The 17992-nt window shown below is 36.6% G+C and carries 13 protein-coding genes; 1 reads left to right on the plus strand and 12 read right to left on the minus strand.

All coding sequences use genetic code 11. The annotated features are described in order from the left end of the window. The first annotated feature begins 25 nt into the window (after positions 1-25). Positions 26-1609, plus strand: a complete 1584-nt coding sequence (locus tag IGJ11_RS11595) for a PucR family transcriptional regulator (protein ID WP_207432691.1) — start codon at positions 26-28, stop codon at positions 1607-1609. Positions 1610-1774: 165 nt separating this feature from the next. On the opposite strand, the gene IGJ11_RS11600 is transcribed toward IGJ11_RS11595, so the two are convergent. From IGJ11_RS11600 to IGJ11_RS11655, 12 genes are all read right to left on the minus strand, one after another. Further along, positions 1775-2827, minus strand: a complete 1053-nt coding sequence (locus tag IGJ11_RS11600; RefSeq protein WP_207432689.1) for a PTS sugar transporter subunit IIC — start codon at positions 2825-2827, stop codon at positions 1775-1777. Positions 2828-2840: 13 nt separating this feature from the next. Next, on the minus strand, positions 2841-3779 hold the full coding sequence (locus tag IGJ11_RS11605; protein ID WP_034700421.1) for a 2-dehydropantoate 2-reductase: 939 nt from the start codon (positions 3777-3779) through the stop codon (positions 2841-2843). Between the two features lie 337 nt (positions 3780-4116). Then, the gene (locus tag IGJ11_RS11610) at positions 4117-6015 is read right to left on the minus strand and encodes a BglG family transcription antiterminator (RefSeq protein WP_207432687.1); all 1899 of its coding nucleotides are present in this window, start codon (positions 6013-6015) and stop codon (positions 4117-4119) included. Positions 6016-6129: 114 nt separating this feature from the next. Then, positions 6130-7575 carry a glycoside hydrolase family 1 protein gene (locus IGJ11_RS11615; RefSeq protein WP_251850038.1) on the minus strand — a complete coding sequence of 482 codons (1446 nt, stop codon included), beginning with the start codon at positions 7573-7575 and terminating at the stop codon, positions 6130-6132. 10 nt (positions 7576-7585) lie between these two features. After that, entirely contained in the window at positions 7586-7933 is a 348-nt protein-coding gene (locus IGJ11_RS11620; protein WP_010720932.1) for a PTS lactose/cellobiose transporter subunit IIA, read from the minus strand. Between the two features lie 14 nt (positions 7934-7947). Continuing rightward, positions 7948-9231, minus strand: a complete 1284-nt coding sequence (locus tag IGJ11_RS11625; RefSeq protein ID WP_242697191.1) for a PTS sugar transporter subunit IIC — start codon at positions 9229-9231, stop codon at positions 7948-7950. Positions 9232-9237: 6 nt separating this feature from the next. Beyond that, entirely contained in the window at positions 9238-9555 is a 318-nt protein-coding gene (locus tag IGJ11_RS11630) for a PTS sugar transporter subunit IIB (RefSeq protein WP_196763502.1), read from the minus strand. A 357-nt stretch (positions 9556-9912) separates the two neighbouring features. Beyond that, positions 9913-10656 carry a hypothetical protein gene (locus IGJ11_RS11635; protein ID WP_178306368.1) on the minus strand — a complete coding sequence of 248 codons (744 nt, stop codon included), beginning with the start codon at positions 10654-10656 and terminating at the stop codon, positions 9913-9915. 729 nt (positions 10657-11385) lie between these two features. Further along, a complete protein-coding gene (locus IGJ11_RS11640) occupies positions 11386-12204 on the minus strand; it encodes a toll/interleukin-1 receptor domain-containing protein (RefSeq protein ID WP_051641781.1) in 819 nt (272 codons plus the stop codon). 388 nt (positions 12205-12592) lie between these two features. Beyond that, positions 12593-14233, minus strand: a complete 1641-nt coding sequence (locus IGJ11_RS11645) for a hypothetical protein (RefSeq protein ID WP_207432682.1) — start codon at positions 14231-14233, stop codon at positions 12593-12595. 306 nt (positions 14234-14539) lie between these two features. Continuing rightward, positions 14540-15235, minus strand: a complete 696-nt coding sequence (locus IGJ11_RS11650; RefSeq protein WP_207432680.1) for a DUF4767 domain-containing protein — start codon at positions 15233-15235, stop codon at positions 14540-14542. A 576-nt stretch (positions 15236-15811) separates the two neighbouring features. Next, positions 15812-17446 carry a hypothetical protein gene (locus IGJ11_RS11655; RefSeq protein ID WP_207432730.1) on the minus strand — a complete coding sequence of 545 codons (1635 nt, stop codon included), beginning with the start codon at positions 17444-17446 and terminating at the stop codon, positions 15812-15814. Positions 17447-17992: the final 546 nt, after the last annotated feature.

The raw sequence follows: 17992 nt of genomic DNA on the forward strand, positions 1-17992 counted from the left end.
CATAAAGGGGAAAAAGGAGGAAACGATGAAACTAAAAGAGCTTTTGACACTAGGTGAATTAAAAAAAGGCGAGATCCTAACTAAAGACATCGGTTTAGACAATGAAGTAACAACAGCGATGATCTTAGAAGCGATCGATATTGAGAATTGGAGTAAAAAAAATCAATTGATTCTCACTTCTTTTTACGCTTTAAATGATTTAACGGAAGCAGAGTTAGAAGATTTTTTTGTTAAAATGTGCCAAATCGAAATCAGTGGGTTGATTTTAAAGACAGACCGTTTTATCAAAACGATTCCTGACCGATTTATCCATCTATGTTTCAAGTACCGTATTCCTTTGATCAAGATTAAGCAAGAGGTCAGTTATGAAAAAATCCTTTTGACGATTTATGAACCTTTGTTAAATACCCAGTCCCATATACTCCGAACGTATTATGAAGTTCGTCAACGTTTCAACCAATTAGAACGCCAGTCTTCCTCTATTGAAACGATTATGGAGGAATTTTATCGAATTATAAAATTACCCTTTTCATTAAAATTGATCGACAAAGGAATCGAAATCAGCGATGGGAAGATTCCTCGAGATGCAATTGTTTTAGCACGAGAAACTTTGCGCAACACTGATTTCACCAAAAATGATTATTCCTTGTTAACACTATATGCCCATACCAACCCTCAAAAACACTATGCGCTTGAAGTAGCGATTTTCAATAATTATTCAGCAAACTGTTTACTTTTAGTCTATCTTCCAGATGATGTCGTCAAAGAAACTGATTTAGTGATTATCGAAAATGCAATTGATGCCCTCCAAGAAAAATTCAATACCGAAAGTCTCTTAAAAAAAGAACGTTACACCCGATTGAACAATTTAGCAGATGCCATTTTACAAAATACGCCTAAAAATCCTGATGAATTAAATAGTTTACTTCATGAAGTCCATATGTTGTCAAAAGATTCTTATCAAACTATTGTATTTCCGACAAAAGATACCCAAACACAATTAATGAAAACCCGGATCATTTCACTACTGCGAACCTTAAAGAAAGAAGCAATCTTCTTTGATCAGCATCACTATTCGGCTGTCTTATATAATTTCGATCAGGCGGATGGACCGATCACAAAAGCTTATTTGCAACGGGTCGTCCAAGACTTTCTCTTAGAAAATCCCTACTTAACTTTTGCGATCAGTAGCTTGAAACCCAAACAAGGAATCAAAGAACTGTTATTTGAATGTCTTGATATTCTGAATTTCAATCGAGATTTTTACAATGGTCCGATTGTGACATTAGCAGATATCGGTATCTTCAAACATTTTATTCAAGAAGAACAACTTCAATCCATCGAAGAAAGTCTTCCTCAAAACTTAGTGGCACTCGCTCAAACAAACTTTGATCTCTTTGAAACCTTTTACTGTTTTTTACAAAATAATCGTAACTATAAACAAACTGCTGAAAAAATGTTTCTCCATTCTAAAACTATTCGCTATCGTTTGCATAAAGTAGAGCAATTGCTCGCCATTGATTTTAACAACGCTTTTCAGATGGTTAACTATGAAATCGGAGCTTATGTAATCAAAATGAGACAGCGCGCACTGGAAAAGAAAGAATAATTGATCAATGAAAATCTGGTTGGTCTTAGAAAAATATCACTTACTAAAAAAGCCTGAACTTTTAATCTCCTTCGAAAAAAGGAATTAAAAATTCAAGCTTTTTTTATTGAGATGATTTGTCTCACTATCAAAGGAGCAGACTCAGCCAAAAAATCAGCCGTTTCACTAGCCTAAGAATTCAAACACATCTGCTCGATCATATAGTTTCAATACTTTCTCACATAAAAACTGAGTGAACAATGCTGCCGCAACTGGGACGACTAACCAGCTCAAAACAACAAGAGCCGGATTTAGACCTGCATCTAAAGAAGCTAAAGGACCAACTAAACCAACGATCCCAAAACCAGCCGAGGCAGGGGTTCCTGAAATAGACAACAAAGCAACTGGAATAGCTGTAATCACTGCACTGATCAGACAAGGAACGAGAATAACCGGTCTGCGAAACAGATTAGGCATCATCATCTTCATCGCTCCTAACGTAATGGCGATCGTCACTCCTGATTTATTGACTTTCCACGAGTTCACGATCAAAACGAAAGTCGTTGCTGCGACACCCATTGCTGCCGCTCCTGCTGAAACACCATCTAGTTGGATCGCCACTCCGATTGCTACGGTGGAAATCGGTGAAATGATCAAGAAGGCAAAAGAACAGCCAATCAAGATCGACATCAGTAATGGTTGTAGTGTCGTGAAATTATTGATGACCGTCCCGATGGCTGAGGTAATATCTGCCACATAAGGATAGAGATAAAACCCGATCACCCCTGCGCCTACACCAACAACGATCGGAGTCAACACAATCGCTACCGAACCAAACCGTTCACCAATCAGATAAATCAACCCAACTGCGATAGAAGCAGTGATCATCGTATTGATGATATCGCCTGTGCCAGCACCAACATACACACCTGTTTCACCAAGCTCAGGAGTAAACTTCACCACCCCTGACCCGACAAATGCGGCACCAGCCACCACCATCATCTTCATCGGTGCAAAACCAAATTGCAAAGCAATCAATCCACCGATAATCAACGGTGTCGCTAATTGGAAGATGACCGCCATTTGAGCAACAGCCATCGCAAAAGAAGAACCACTAAAGTATCTTAAAATCGCCCCTAATACTGCGTTAGGAATCAATCCGATGATAATCCCCGTTGCTGTACCAGCTAGTACTTTGTTCAGAAAAATCTTTGGTGACATGCTTTGTGCCTGTTCCATCAATTATCCCCCTTTATTTTACCTGCAAGCTATCTTCTTTCGCATGGATCAATTCTGTTAAGAAGTCACAATAAGGTGTTGCAATACCATATTTCTTCCCTTTTCTTGAAACCGCACCGTTGATGTAGTCGATTTCCGTCAAGCGGTGATTCTTGATCAAATCTTGATACATGGATGGATAATGTAATCCGATCGTTTCTGGATCGAAACAAGATTCACAATGAGCGATCACTTCTGGGATATCTAAGTGGATATTTTCAGCTTCTGCCACTGCCGCAAATTCACGAACAATCGTTTCCACCATCTTATGCGCAGTCGAAGTTTGACCTAACCCTGCCATGTTCACATCCAAAATCGTGCATAATCCATTCATCGTGCCATTCACACAAGCTTTACGGTAAATGGAATAATGGATGTTATCAGAGAATTTCGCATGTAAGCCTGATTCTGATAATTTTTCAGCTAGTGCTTTCGCTTGTTCTTCTTTGCCTTCTCCAAGATTTTGCAGCTCAATTGAACCACTTCCAAACAGTTTGACTTTTCCAGGTCCTTCTAAGCCCGCCGTCCACATGGTGTTACCAATATAAATGTTTGCCATTGGAACAAATTTTTCAATGATATCTTCATGTCCGATTCCATTCAATAAGCATAATACTTCCGTTTCTTCTTTGATCAATGGACGGATATCTGTTAGCATTTTTTCTAATTGCATCGCTTTAGTAAATAATATGATCAAATCTACCTGATCTTCTTCGCCTACTTCTGATTGAAGAACGACTGGTAACTTCTCAACTACTTCTTTGCCATTGAAATCTGCTTTTAACCCATGCTCTTTGATTTGTTGGACATGATCTGCCCAGCCGTCGATCAATAGTACTTCGTTTCCACCTTGATGTAACATCAGACCGAAACGGCTTCCCATCGCTCCAGCTCCTGCAATTGCAATTTTCATGTTTTATTCCTCCCTTTTGCCTTACATTATACCTATCTAAGATTTATTACACAATTTTATTCTATAGCTTAGCCTTCTTTTTACACTACTTTACGTGAAATCAGCTTGCCTAAGAGAAAAACGGGCAATCCTAAACTTCTCCGTTCAATTGGAAGTTAGTAGAAATAGATTTCAAATTACTTCCTTCCATCACTGCAAGCACAAAAAAACAAAGTAACCAAAAATCACTAGAAAGCTTTCGGCTACTTTGGCAATGATCGATTAGCAGTGATCCCTAAGACAAAAGCGAGCTTTCCTCTCATGCAAGAATAAAACCAACGCCCTCAACATTCACGGATCATTCTTCCGTTTCGACCAACATCTTCATTTTTAAGATGAATTCTGTAAAATTTTCTGCACCCGCTAACAATCGCACATTGATCGGATCAGAAACGATTTCGATAAACATTTCAAAAAAATCATTAAATTCTTTGGCTTCATCTTGTGAGATGGCAACTAAAGCTACGATTTGAACAGGATATTCGTCCCATTTGAGGGTTTCTTGCAAGGTCATAATCGAAAGGGCACTTTTTTTCGCCTGTTGTTCCAGCGAGTGGGGTACTGCGATACCTGATGGGAAACTGGTCGATGACATCGCTTCTCGTTTTTCCATCCTCTGGAAAAATTCTTCCTCCACATACCCTGTCACTAACAATCGATCAAACAATTTTTCTCGAATCATTTTAGGTGTCTGATCGGTCGGATCAAATTGATTAAAATAGAGATCTTCAATAATAAACCGATCAATCAAATGAAACATCTGTTTTCGCCAATTACTTTTTCGCTTGGCAGTCACCCGTTTTTGGATCTTTGCAAAATCTTTACGTGTCAAAATAGGATGGACATATACTGCGCCATTGATTTCGGTCACTCTGTCACGATCAGAAGAGACATACACGTCATTTTCTTGTACGCTTACCTCATGATGATCAACCGCCACGATCTCCACATCTTCCCCTAGCATACTACGAATATTTTGAACGTTTGTTTCTTCAAAATCATGGTAATTGTTGTGATCAACTAGCACTCGCAACTTTGGTCTTTTTTCTTTTTTGCTTTCTAAGTAAGCCCCGATGTGTAAAGCGATAAAAGAAATCTCATCCTCATTAAACCAAATCGCTAATTTTTCCTGTACCAACATCGACAAGTAAACCGCAATGTCATACGTTAACGGATAGGCTGTTTTAATATCTAAAAGGCTGCTATTCCGGGTGAACCGTTCATATTGAGAGCGATCATAAAGATTTTGCAGATGGATAGCTAATTTATTGAAAAAAGCTTCATCTTGTAAATCAATCAAATAGGTTTCTTTGACTTTCTCTAAAACTTCATTTAGTGTTTCGATCACTCGAGCTTCAACAATTTTGGACAAGGATAGCTCTTTGCGATTCGTAAGATATTCATTTTGTAATCCAATAAAAAGTAAGGATAACTGCTTGACTTCAGCATCAGAAAAATAAATGTGATAAGTGTTCGAAAGAAGTTCAGTAATCTCCACACACAATTGAAATTCCGTTGCATCATTTCTTAATGGAAAGTCCTTCACACTTTTCAAATCATTTCCTTGGCGGATCCGTTCAATACTAATCGCAAAATGAAGCACAATATTGTTCATCGAATAGCGATTAATTTTGATTTTGTGTGAAGCTAAGACATCATGGATGGTTTGCTCTAGATCAATAAGCGAAAGCGTACCAATCATATCTTGGACATGGTACTTTAGTTTTTCCTGGTAATCGCCTTCCTCATACAGTAATGAAATCATGTAACGCCTTTTATCACTTTCTGATCCTTCTAAATAAATTTGATTCGCTTTGATCGTTAATTTCAATTGTTTATTTTGAATCTCGTTACGTAAAAGCTGGATGTCATTTTTTAACGTTGACTCAGAGAGAAACATCGTGTCTGCCAGATCATAGAGATCAATGCCATGATTGCTTTTTAACAACGTCAAAAACAACTGTGATTGCCGGTCATTCGTTGTTTGGATCACTTGCTTACCCTGGGTAGGTTGTTTGATCCGATACCCTTGATTACTAGAAATAATTTGTTGCTCTGTCTCATTGATCTTTGTGATTTGATTACGAATGGTTCGAGTCGTACAGTTACAAAATGTTGCTAGTTCCGTCGCAGTGACCCAATGCTGCTGTCGTTTTGCAAGATACGCAATAATCTCTCTTTGCCTTTTCGTTGCCACTTTCTATCTCCCCCACACATGTGTTGCTATCCATTGATTTGCCACACTATCTCAAAAAAAGGTGGATACGAAGATCCATGTCTCGCATCACACCTATTCTTTAAACTGGCGACTTTACAAATTTTCTCCATTCGATTCAATCACATTTTTGTACCAGTAAAAACTATCTTTTTTGATCCGATCACCACTACCTTTTCCTTCATTATCCAGATCCACATAGATAAATCCATAACGTTTTTCCATTTGAGCAGATGAACAGCTGATAATGTCAATCGGCCCCCATGCACAATAAGCAATCACATTGACTCCATCATACATCGCACGTTTCATTTCTTCAATGTGACTAGCCAGATAATCGATCCGATAATCATCATGAATCTTGCCGTTTTCCAACTGGTCATACATTCCAAAGCCATTTTCTGCAATAATAATCGCTTTACCATAACGATCCCAATATTGCGACAGTGAATGATACAACCCTTTAGGATCCACTGCCCACCCCCATGGATTCGCTTTCAAGTTCGGGTTAGGTGTCACCGATGCAGGGTTCAAATCGTTTTTCTTGGAGTCGACCATTTGCGAATAATAATAAGAAATAGCCAGATAATCCATCGTATTCGCTTGTAAAATGGCTTTGTCTTCTTCAGTGATCTCGAGATGGATATTATTTTCAGCAAAATAATTCAACGCATACTGAGGATATTCCCCTCGAAATTGCACATCTGTATAGAAATACTCCATCCGATTACGACGTAAAGCCAAAATGATATCATCTGGATCGCAAGAAAATGGATAGGCAGTGCAATCTGCAACCATCGTTCCGATTTGCATTTCAGGGTTGAGCTTTTTCCCATATTCATAGATTTTAGCACTGGCAACGAACTGATTATGGATCGCTTGATAACTAGCTTCTTCGTAATGATCCACCGTATCATAAGGTATAGCAGTTGAATTGAATGGTTCAAATTGGATCAAGTTGATCTGATTGATGACGATCCAGTACTTCACTTTATCTTTGTAACGATCTAAAATTGTTTTTCCATATTTTACAAATAGATCGATCACTTTCCGATTATGCCAACCACCGTAGTTTAAAGTAATGTCTACTGGTGTTTCATAATGAAGCATCGTAATAATCGGCTCCATCCCTAACTCATGGATCTTATCAATCAATGCATCATAATAAGCCAAACCCGCTTCATTCGGTTTCGTTTCATCGCCCGTAGGAAAAATCCTCGACCAATCAATCGACGTCCGAAACGTTTTAAAGCCCATCTCTGCTAATAGCGCTAAATCTTCAGGATAGGTATGATAAAAATCGATCCCATGGCGTTTAGGATAATAGCCTTGTTCATCTGTCATATTCGCCTTCAACTGAGCCAAAGACATTCCTTTATGTTGCTCTTCCGCAATTTCTGCATTTGTTTTATCCGCATGGAAAACATGTAAATCAGCGAGGCTGATGCCCTTACCATCAACTTGATACGCCCCTTCTGCTTGGTTGGCAGCAATCGCCCCTCCCCAAAGAAAATCTTTTGGCATTTTGTATTCTTTAAACATGGAATACCTCCTATTTAGTTAATTTTTTTGAAAAGTTCCGAAACAACCGCACCATATGTTCACCAATCAATATCTCACTTTGTGCTGTCATCAACGTATCTTGCGCATGACAGAACAACGTAGAATAGCGGATCTGCTCTCCTGAAGCTTCCATTTGTAACGTATCTGTTTGCAATCCGTGAGCAATCACCACTTCTTTATGTGCCGATTGAATCAATTCTTCTGCTTCATCGAACGCCATTTCCTCCAGTGCATTCAGACCTTTTACCAGTAATTCACGAGCATTACCTGCATGGATCAAAATATTCATCGATAATTCGTTTAGGCTATCTGTTTCTTCCACAAACTGTTGTGACATACTACTACCTCCAATTATTGAGCCGTTGAAGCTTGCATTGCTTTCGCTTGCGCCGCTTCTTGTTCTTCAGCAATTTTTTCTTGTTTTAATAATGAACTATCATATGCTTTAAAAAATGGTAAGAAGATAAACCATGTAATAACAAAGATCAACAGACAGACGATGACCGCACGGAAATCTTGAGTGGCTAAATAAGATGTAAATGGATATGGCATGTACCACAACAAGAATGATTGACTAGGAATATTCACGAAGCCCATATTCATCACCACATAAGAAATCGTTGGTACGATCAGTGCGTTGATCCACATAGGAATCATCAAGTAAGGATTAAAAGCAATCGGTGCCCCAAAAACCAACGGTTCATTAATATTAAAGATCGAAGGAATAAAGACCGCTTTACCAATCGCTTTTAATTGTGCTGATTTACTTAGCAGCAACATCATCACAGACAAGGCCAAGGTAGTCCCCACACCACCCATTGATGAAAAAGCATAACAAGTTTCTTGAGTAGCAATGTTCATTGCTTGTCCACCATTTGCAACAGCCTCAGCATTAGCAGCTAATCCAGCCATATATACAGGATAGATAGCCGGCATCATCACCCAACCTGAAATACCGAACGTATATAAAAAGACTGGGATAAAAACGGATAAGACAAAACCTGGGTAAGATTGCACGATTTTTGCCAATGGACTGAATGCCCAAACGACCACTTCAAAGAAGTCAACATTCATTTGTACCGTGATAAACCAACCAACGATCAAGATAAACGTAATCGGCAATAAACTATTAAACCACCCCACCACGAAATCAGGGATCGGTGTATCTTCATCGAAAAATGATCTTTTAGCAGCAAAATTCATCACACAGGCAACAAAAAGACCAGAAATAATCGCAAGAAACATGCCTGTAGCGCCAAACCGAGAAAGAATAAACGTAGCATTTCCTTCAGCAGATACTGTGGGAAATAGTAACATCATGAATAACACTAATCCGGTAGCACCTGAAATCAGCTTTTGACCGCTGTTTCCCTTTTTTTCCATGAGATAATAAGGAATCAAAAAAGAAACAATCAAACCAAACATCCCAAAAGAAAAATTACTAATCATTGAAAAATCAGGTAAACCTGAAAAAATATTTTTTAGCAGAGAAACCACTGTAACTAAAGAACCAACAAAAACTAACGGCAAAGCCGCCATGATCGAATCTTGGATCGCCGAGACCCAAGGATTCTTGACAATTTTATTTACTTTTGGCGCAAATTTGTTCGTCATGAAGTCCATAATTTTATTCATCATTCGTTAGCCCTCCATACTTAAAATCAGATCTAGTGCCTTATCTCCATTTAAAGTGCCATAGGTTGCTTGTGGAATGACTGCTACTTTCACGTTCTTTCCTTCAATTTGTGCTTTGAGGTCTGCCAACATATAAGACAAATGCGGACCAATCAACAGATAATTGATCTCATTGATCCGTTCATCCAATTGCGACTCACTAGCCGCTTTCACAGTTACTTCTTCCCCTCTTTTTTTCGCTGCTTTTCGAATAGCAGCCGCCATAAATCCACTAGAAGCACCCGAACCACAAATCAACAAAATATTTTTTGCCATCTTTACCATCTCCCCTTTTTTTCTTACACGTTTAGTTTAGCTACCGAGGTATGCGCTTTCAAACTTACTTTTTTCCTAGGTAGCGGAAATTAATTAACGTGAGGTTCTCTTTTAGCTATTATAGGGTATACTCCTCTTAGTTACTCCACCAGTTCTGTTGAAAAACGAATCCTGATAGTTAGGCTCATATCATCAGCTGGCTAACATTCCTGTGAATATCCCCACTTCACTAAAAAAGAAAAACGTTCCCACAAAAAAAGAGAGCCTACCAGATTCATTCTGATCACGGCTCCCCCTCTATGCCATTTTTTGATTTATGCTTGTTATCAATAAACTCAGCATCCACTAATCATTCCTACCGTTACCTTAACCCAATGAAATCGGTTGAATATAATCTACCTGCCATTTTTGTTCTTTGTCTGAATAATTAAAATACCAGATCTGAGAAAAATATTGTCGCTGATGCTTGTACCCTGATAAGAGCAGGTTATTTTTTCGATCAATCGTATAATCATAGCAACTAAAATCAATTCGGATCGAGAAACTGTCTTCCTCTATTTGACGATAGTTCCCCAACTGTTGCAGGACGATTTTTTTAGTATGGTTTTTAATACCTTCTGCTTGATTCTTTTGTAAGACTTGTTGATGCTCCAAAAATAATTTTTTCGTATAATAGCGCGAGGCTTTTTCCATTTTTTCATGTTCCCAAGCGTTTTGAATCGCAAAGAAGCTGGTTTCGATCTCTGAAAGCAATCTTTTCTTCGCTTTCTTTTTCCCCGGCATACGAGAAAATAGCTCTCTGGTCACACTGTGCTGTTCTTTCTTCCTTTTAAATAAAGCAAACGCCGCAAAACCACCAACAGACGCCCCCATTAATACATAGTCCTCTACGTCACCGTATGAACTCGATCGATAATACCCTCGTGATCGTCCGATAATTGGCCGATCGTCATAAAAATGATGTCCGACCGAACTACCACCAAAACTTCCACCAGATCCACCGCTTCTCGTTGAGCCACCTCCATGTCCACCCGCTACTGCAAAGCCCTGTACTGGCAAAGCCAATAAAAAGAACAGACACAACAAACAAGCCAAATAATGTTTCTTCATGTTCCCCCACCCCATTCATCTTCTGTTAGCAACAATCTAACGCTGAAATCCCTCATTACTACACTAGCTCGGCAATTTCAGAAGCTATGTTATCAGTCCATTTATTTCATACGTTACTTTACAATAAATTGACTAGCAATAACTTAGTTATGAAAAAAAATTAATAAACGAACAAATGAATGTTGAATCTGGGGTTCTGCTTGTTAAGTGTTAATCAATGCATTAAAAGCAAGACTGCTAGAAGATGATCTATTCAAATTCTGTATTAACCATTGACTGGGTGAAAAAGAATGCTTATAAGCGTAGAATCTCTGTCGAATCTGAAAGATTGCCTTATCCAATAATCATTGATGAAACAAATTAAAAAAAACTGGATTTCTCTCTAAAAATATCAAACCATTTTTTCATTAAAGAATATTCAATTTTATGAATATGATTAACGACTTATATGTCATTTATGAGACTGATAGGCACTGGCAACTGTGAAGAAATAACTGACAGTTAAATGGACGTCTCACCTGTTATCACTTGATAGCTTTTTAAAATTTATAAAAAATGAACAGAAAGCGACTCCTTTTCTGTTCACTAATATGCGTTATTCTTATTTAATACGGTTGGATAGCCAAACCAATTTATTCATTAATATTCTAATAAATAAAAGTCATTCTTGTATTTTCTATTACACATATATTCTACAAAATAGCATAAAATTTCCTAATATAGCTTATACTAATCAATAATCTCAAGTGTTTCTCTATAAGCATATATATTTCTATAATTTTTTAACTCTTGAAAACTTTTGCACTCTGTAAAATCCTTCACTTTAAATGCTATCCTATCTCCCACTTTCATTGATTCTGCTTCAGGAAAATAGTTCGTGTTTAATTGTAACCAGTGATTTTCACCTTCTTTAAAAACTTCTCCTGTAGGAATTAAATTTTCAATTTTAGCGAAAACATATCCTTTGTTCTCCGTTATTTCACTAATTCTTGATTTCCATACTTTATCTCTGGGGATTAAATCTCTTAAATTCTTACAACATATCTCCGCATTATAAGCCAGTTCTGTCTCATTAAATGATAAAAAGCTATCCCTTAGAATATTTCTTACAAAATCTGTTAAACCCTTTTGACAACGGTCATCTCCAGTTAAAAATATCCCTTTGTCTTTACTATTTATACAACAGCTTAAATAGCTATAATGCTTTAAATCAAAATCAGGTAAAAATAATTGTGTGTACTGATTTTGATTGAGCCAAATAGCTCCCATTTCATTTAAACAAGCAGTACTTTCGAAATAGTCATCAGAAAGTAAAAAAACTGCATGTTTTTTTACTTTTATAGTTTTTTCGAGATAGTCAAAAATGTTATTGCCAACTGGTATTTCATTCATTTTATGAGAAGAATACAATAACATATCATTAGGAACTCCACAGCTTACCAATAGGTCTCGGATGAGATCACCATAATTTTTATTTTTAGAACTATGACTTAATAAGACAGTCGGATTACTTAGAGAAATAGTTTTCCCTTTAAATATTTCAAACATCATATTTTCTCCTTCTTTATATACTTAAACAATAAACATCCTTCGCTAAAATCGGATTTCCAACAGCTAAATTGTTTATTTTTATCAATAAACAAAAAGCTACGTATATACTTTTTCCACGTATTTATATAATGCAACCCACTATAAAAATACTAGAAAAATACTATTAAATAACTTTAAACTCATAAAAAGTTCTTTTGCCATCATAATCGTTCAACTTTATTCTAAAAATCAATCACTCGATGTTGTCTATTTTTTCTACTGTCATTCATCATGAACTAAATAAGAATAAAAAAACACCTAGTGATCTCACTAGATGTTTCGGTGTCCCGTCTTTTACAAATAAAAACGAATCTTTCAGTTTTTTGTCCTAGTACGAATATTTATGTTACGCAATTTTTTTCGAAACGAAACATTTGCCGATCAAGAAACGAATAAAAACAAAAAGATAGCTTACTAGACTGACAATAAAAGCAAGAATCATTGTAAAGGGATACTTAGAAGAAACTTCAATTACCGTTGTTCCTGCTTTTCCTTCAAATGTTGCTAATCCTTCATTGTTTTCAATCTTGGTATTTTGCCCATTCACTTTTGCTGTAGTTCCCCAGTAATCAAACATGGGTAACGTGATTTTTTTATCTTTAGCACCTTTGACTGTATAGACTATTTTGGAATCAGAAGCTTTATATGCTGCTGTTTGCCATTTATTGTCTACTCTTATTTCATGCTTTTGCACATGCTCCTTATATTTCATGGCTTCTAGTGGTGCATAGTCAAAGACCCCTCCAACACCTACAGTGATGTAACTACCTAGAGTGTCTTTATTCACCTCTAAATGGTCACCTAGTGTTGGCACTTTGTGATTATAATTGGCTTTAGTGGCTGCCGAAACAACAAACATGAAACAAACAATTGCTGCGATACTAAGTATTCTTTTTTTCTGACCAAATATCATCCTATTAAAAACAATGGATAAAATTAATGAGCCAAAAAGTACCTGAAACCCTAATATCCGCCAAGGAAATTGAAGCAATCGAACGGGTGTATTTTGCAATAGTGCCCATGGGACCAGCTTAGTTGATAATAACCAAGTAGCTACTGCAATCAGGTAAATCACTTTTTCCTTGCTCGTTAGCTTTTTAAAATACACAAGCGGAAGAATCAAGGAAACAATCCCGATAATTCCGATTGTAAAGGAGGCCAAATCATTATTCATGGCCCCAATCAAACTATCAGATACATTGATCGCTTGATTTTGCAGATCTGTTTTTCCTGGCTGATTGATGGATTGATACATGGTTTGCTTGAACATAGGATACCAAAAATAGGCCGTTAAAAGAATCGTCATTCCCACAGCTTTTGACATCTCCAACACCAAGCGAATGGTTTCTTCCTTATTTAGTTTATTCACAATCAGTTTGCCTATGATCATCATTCCAATGAAAAACGCACACATGAAAGTAGAGAGAACATGGGTATAAACAAGCAAACTCATACTGATTGCTAACGGGATCGCAGCTGTTGCTTCCTCATAGATCATTTTGTAAGCATAATACAAAACTACAGGCATAATCGTCAGTGCAATCGCTTCTGCAATCGCTGAACGATGGTAAATATCAATCGTTCGATAACTATAGAATGTATACAGACAGCTAAATAAAAAGGCAGCATCTACTCGCTTTAAAATTTTTTGACCATAATAAAACATCAATAGGATGGTACAAACATTCAACACCCATACGTATAAAATATAACTTACGATCAAATTATTGGTAATCCAATAAAAAATTACCGATGGAAAAAGGGTCAAGTAGGGGTAAAAATAGTTCACACCGCTGCCATAACTATTAAAAGTCGTAAAATTGATTGGTCCTGAGAATATAGAGGATAATCCTTTAATTCTGGAAAGATGAAATGCGATATCTCCTGTCGTAGAAATCGTTTGTGCATGCCTAAAATAATTCACAGAATAAAGACCCGCAATAAGTATTAATATAACAAATAAGAGCAATTTTTTCTTTGTTTTCATTAGTAACTCCTTTCAAAAAATCATAATAAGTATAACGTAATTATTGGAATTTTTCATAAATTTTTCTGTTTTATTTAGCAAATTATCCTTTCAGAAACAAAAAAAAGACTGAGACATCCATCTCACTCTTTGCTCTGGAAACAGATAAATGGTGTTCAAGCATCAGCTCCTTGAAATAAGCCTGAATTTTTCAAAACATGAGGAGCTGTTTCAAAAAATTCTTTCTTATTGTCATCGGAGCTAACCGATGCTTTCACAACCTCTTTTCCAAGAAATTTTCTTTCTAAGTTTGGAAGGACGTCTCCTCTAGCTATTCACAATCCGCTCGAAACCGTTCTTCAATTCATTATTCTCAGTTTCTTTGAAATACAAATAATTGTTTGGGTTTCCTTGATTTTGCTGAGTCACCATTACCTTAGGTTGATTTTGTTGGAAACCAAAGAAATACAAATGAGCTCCAGACGGTTTTGGATGATCGATATCAGAGTAGATCGCCACTAATTCAAATCCCGCTTGTCCTCTGCCATTTTCTGACCATTCTACGGTAACCGGTGTTTGATCAATCACCATAGACCATTGCCCATCAAAAATGTATTGTGGTACTTGCAATCCATAATAATTAGCATTCACATGATCATTGTAGCTTCTATACTGTTGTCCCATTTCCTGACCCCAAGTTGACATAAACGTAGCTAATTCAGTCGCCTTACTCGCATCCCAGCTATTTTTTTCAACTGGCTGACTACTTGGCGTCGCAGACTCTGCCGTTGTAGTTTGAGTTGACTCTGATGTACTCGTCGCCGTGGACTCTGTTTTTCCCTTTGTTTCTGATGAGCTGGATGATTCAGTCTTATCAGATTCTTTCGTCGTTGTTGAACCTGTCTTACTTGTTTTTGTAACAATAGTGTCTGTCGATTTACTTGAAGCATCTTTTGCCTGATCCGTTCCACAACCAGCTAGCACAAACAACAACCCCACAGCCAACAATATCCCCTTTTTCATTAATAAAACTCCTCCTTGATTGTTTCACTCATTCTAACAAACCAAACTTGAGATTATGCCGAAAATTTGAAAAATTATTTCTAACCAATCCCTCATCTGCAAACTAGAAAATTAGTTTAACCGTTACGAAATCAGAATCAGATACTCAAAAAAAGGTTTATGTAGATTTCTAAGGAGTAGTTTGCCATAGAAAATACTGATCAACTATAAAGAGACACGGAAAAACGCAATCCCTCATTTATCAATTATGACTAGTATCAAATACATCTAACTCTTTGTGCAGATATTCTCCGTAATTGCTGTAAATATACAAAACTTAAACCATTAGGCACAAGAGAAACAGCTAAAACAAATAGACTGATACAATTAACAAAAAATCCTCAACGTCCACCTTGTTTCTAGCGGTATCGTTGAGGAATACGATCATTGGTTGCTATTTCAAAAATGGCTGAAAATGGTGTCTCTAATAGACAATTTATTCACCCATGAAATAAAAGGCAACTCTATAAATTTTCTTTCTTTTCACGTTTGTTCTGCACTGCCATTCACTTTAGATCCCTTCATCAGAGGAACATTTTACTTTTTACTAAATTTTTTCTTCTCAGCAAATATCGAATAAAAGATAAATAAAAAAGTTCCAACGCTTGTTAGTAATGCAAGAATCATCGTTGGCGGATAGGTAGAGGAAACCTCAATCGTAGTCGTTCCTTCTTTTCCTTTAACCGCTACTAACCCGTCATCATTTTCTATGCTAGTCGTTTGACCATTTACTTTCGCAACGGTTCCCCAATAATCAAACACAGGTAACGTGATTTTTTGCCCTTGCGCATCTTCCACTGTATAAATGATTTTTGAATCATACGCTTTATGAGAACTATTTTTCCATTCATCCCCAACTTTTACTTCATGTTTTTTCAACTGTTTTTTGTATTTCAGTGCATCAGACGGTGCATAATCATAAAGTCCCCCTGTCCCTGAAGTCGTGTAATGCTTAATCTCTTTTTTTGTCATAATCAGACGACCGTTATAGGATTGGATTTTTTGCGTATAATTTATTTTCGTTACTACTGTTAGTGTCAAAAGCAGGAGGACGATTCCGCCAATCCACCATATACTTTTTTTCTGATCTGGTCTGCATTTCAAAAAGACCATCACCAAGATCAATGATCCGAAAAGCACTTGAAACCCTAAGATTCTCCAAGGAAATTGAATCAATTGGATAGGTGTATTTTGGAAAAGAAACCATGGAAAAACATTCGTCGATAAAAACCACGTAGCTACTGCACAAAAATAAATGACTCTTTCTCTTCGTTCAAATCTTTTCAAAAAGAAAAGCGGAAGGACTAATGACACGACACCAATCGTTCCCATTGTAAATGTCGTCAAATCATTAGTCATCGCACCAAACAAACTTTCAAAAATGTTCACTCCCCGCTCCTGAAGGTTTGTGCGGAAAGGACGATTGATGCTTTGATGCAGGACTTGCTGCAGCATTGGGTACCAAACATACGCTGTTAAGAGAATCGTCCAGCCGACAGCTTTTGCCATTCCAACAAACAAGTCCAAAACATTTTCTTTCTTTTTTCGTTTAGCCAAAAGTGAACCGATAAACAAAAGCCCAATAACTATTACGCTCATAAACGTAAAAAGAGCATGCGTATAAATAAGCAAACTCATACTAACAGCTAAAGGAATCACACAATTCTTCTTTTCAAAAAGAAGTCTATACGTGTAGTAGAGGACTACTGGCATAATCGTCAGAGCAATTGATTCTGAAATCGCTGAACGTTGGTAAATATCGATCATTCGATACCCGTAAAAAGTATAGAAACAACTAAATAAAAATGCCGCATCTACACGTTTAAAAAATTTCCGTCCGTAATAGAAGGTGATGAGTATTGTACACACATTCAGTACCCAAACATATAACATATAACTTAAGATCAAATTATGGGTAATCCAGTAAAAGATCACAGCTGGAAATAGGGTTAGATAAGGATAAAAAAAGTTGACCCCACCACCATAACTATTGAATGTAGTAAAATTGATCGGACCCGAAAATACAGAAGCCAATCCTTTGATCCTGGAAAAATGAAAAGCAATATCTCCTGTCGTTGCGATCTTTTCTGTATTATTAAAAAAGATAAAGGAATAAGTACTTGCAATAGCTATTAGCAGAACAAACAAAATGATTTTTCGATTGAATCTCATAACAATTTTTATTTCTCCTTTCATACGTCACTCTATTTGAAATGACTCAGTGATTATTCATTGGGTGAATCACTCTCATTTTTATCATTTCATATTAAAAGAGCTTGCTAGTTATGTTTATGACATACTTATTTTTCTTAACTAACATGAAATACACTATACCTAATCAGCAAGAAAATATTTTTTCTATTCTCTCACTCATTCATTATTTTTTTCATCTTTTGAATAATGAAAAGGTGTGATTATTTTCAACATATGAGTTAGTTACCTCAAAATCCATTATTAAATCCTAAGCTATCCATTGACGAATAGATGGTTTCATTGATCCCTTCTCGCTTCTAAACGACTGACAGATTTCAATTTATAACGTATGTGATTTTATCAAAAAACAACTAGTTTTGTCATTTAATAACCTATAACATAGACATGAAAAGGCTTCATCGAGTTGATGATTCAAAATATCGTTATTTTTATTTAAAGATTTATTTGGAACCTCAATCTTATCATTCACTCTAAAGCGATATTTAAGCAGTAGTACCTTGAAAT

The sequence above is a fragment of the Enterococcus sp. DIV0691 genome (genome assembly GCF_051711145.1).
Taxonomy (GTDB): Bacteria; Bacillota; Bacilli; order Lactobacillales; family Enterococcaceae; genus Enterococcus_B; species Enterococcus_B hirae.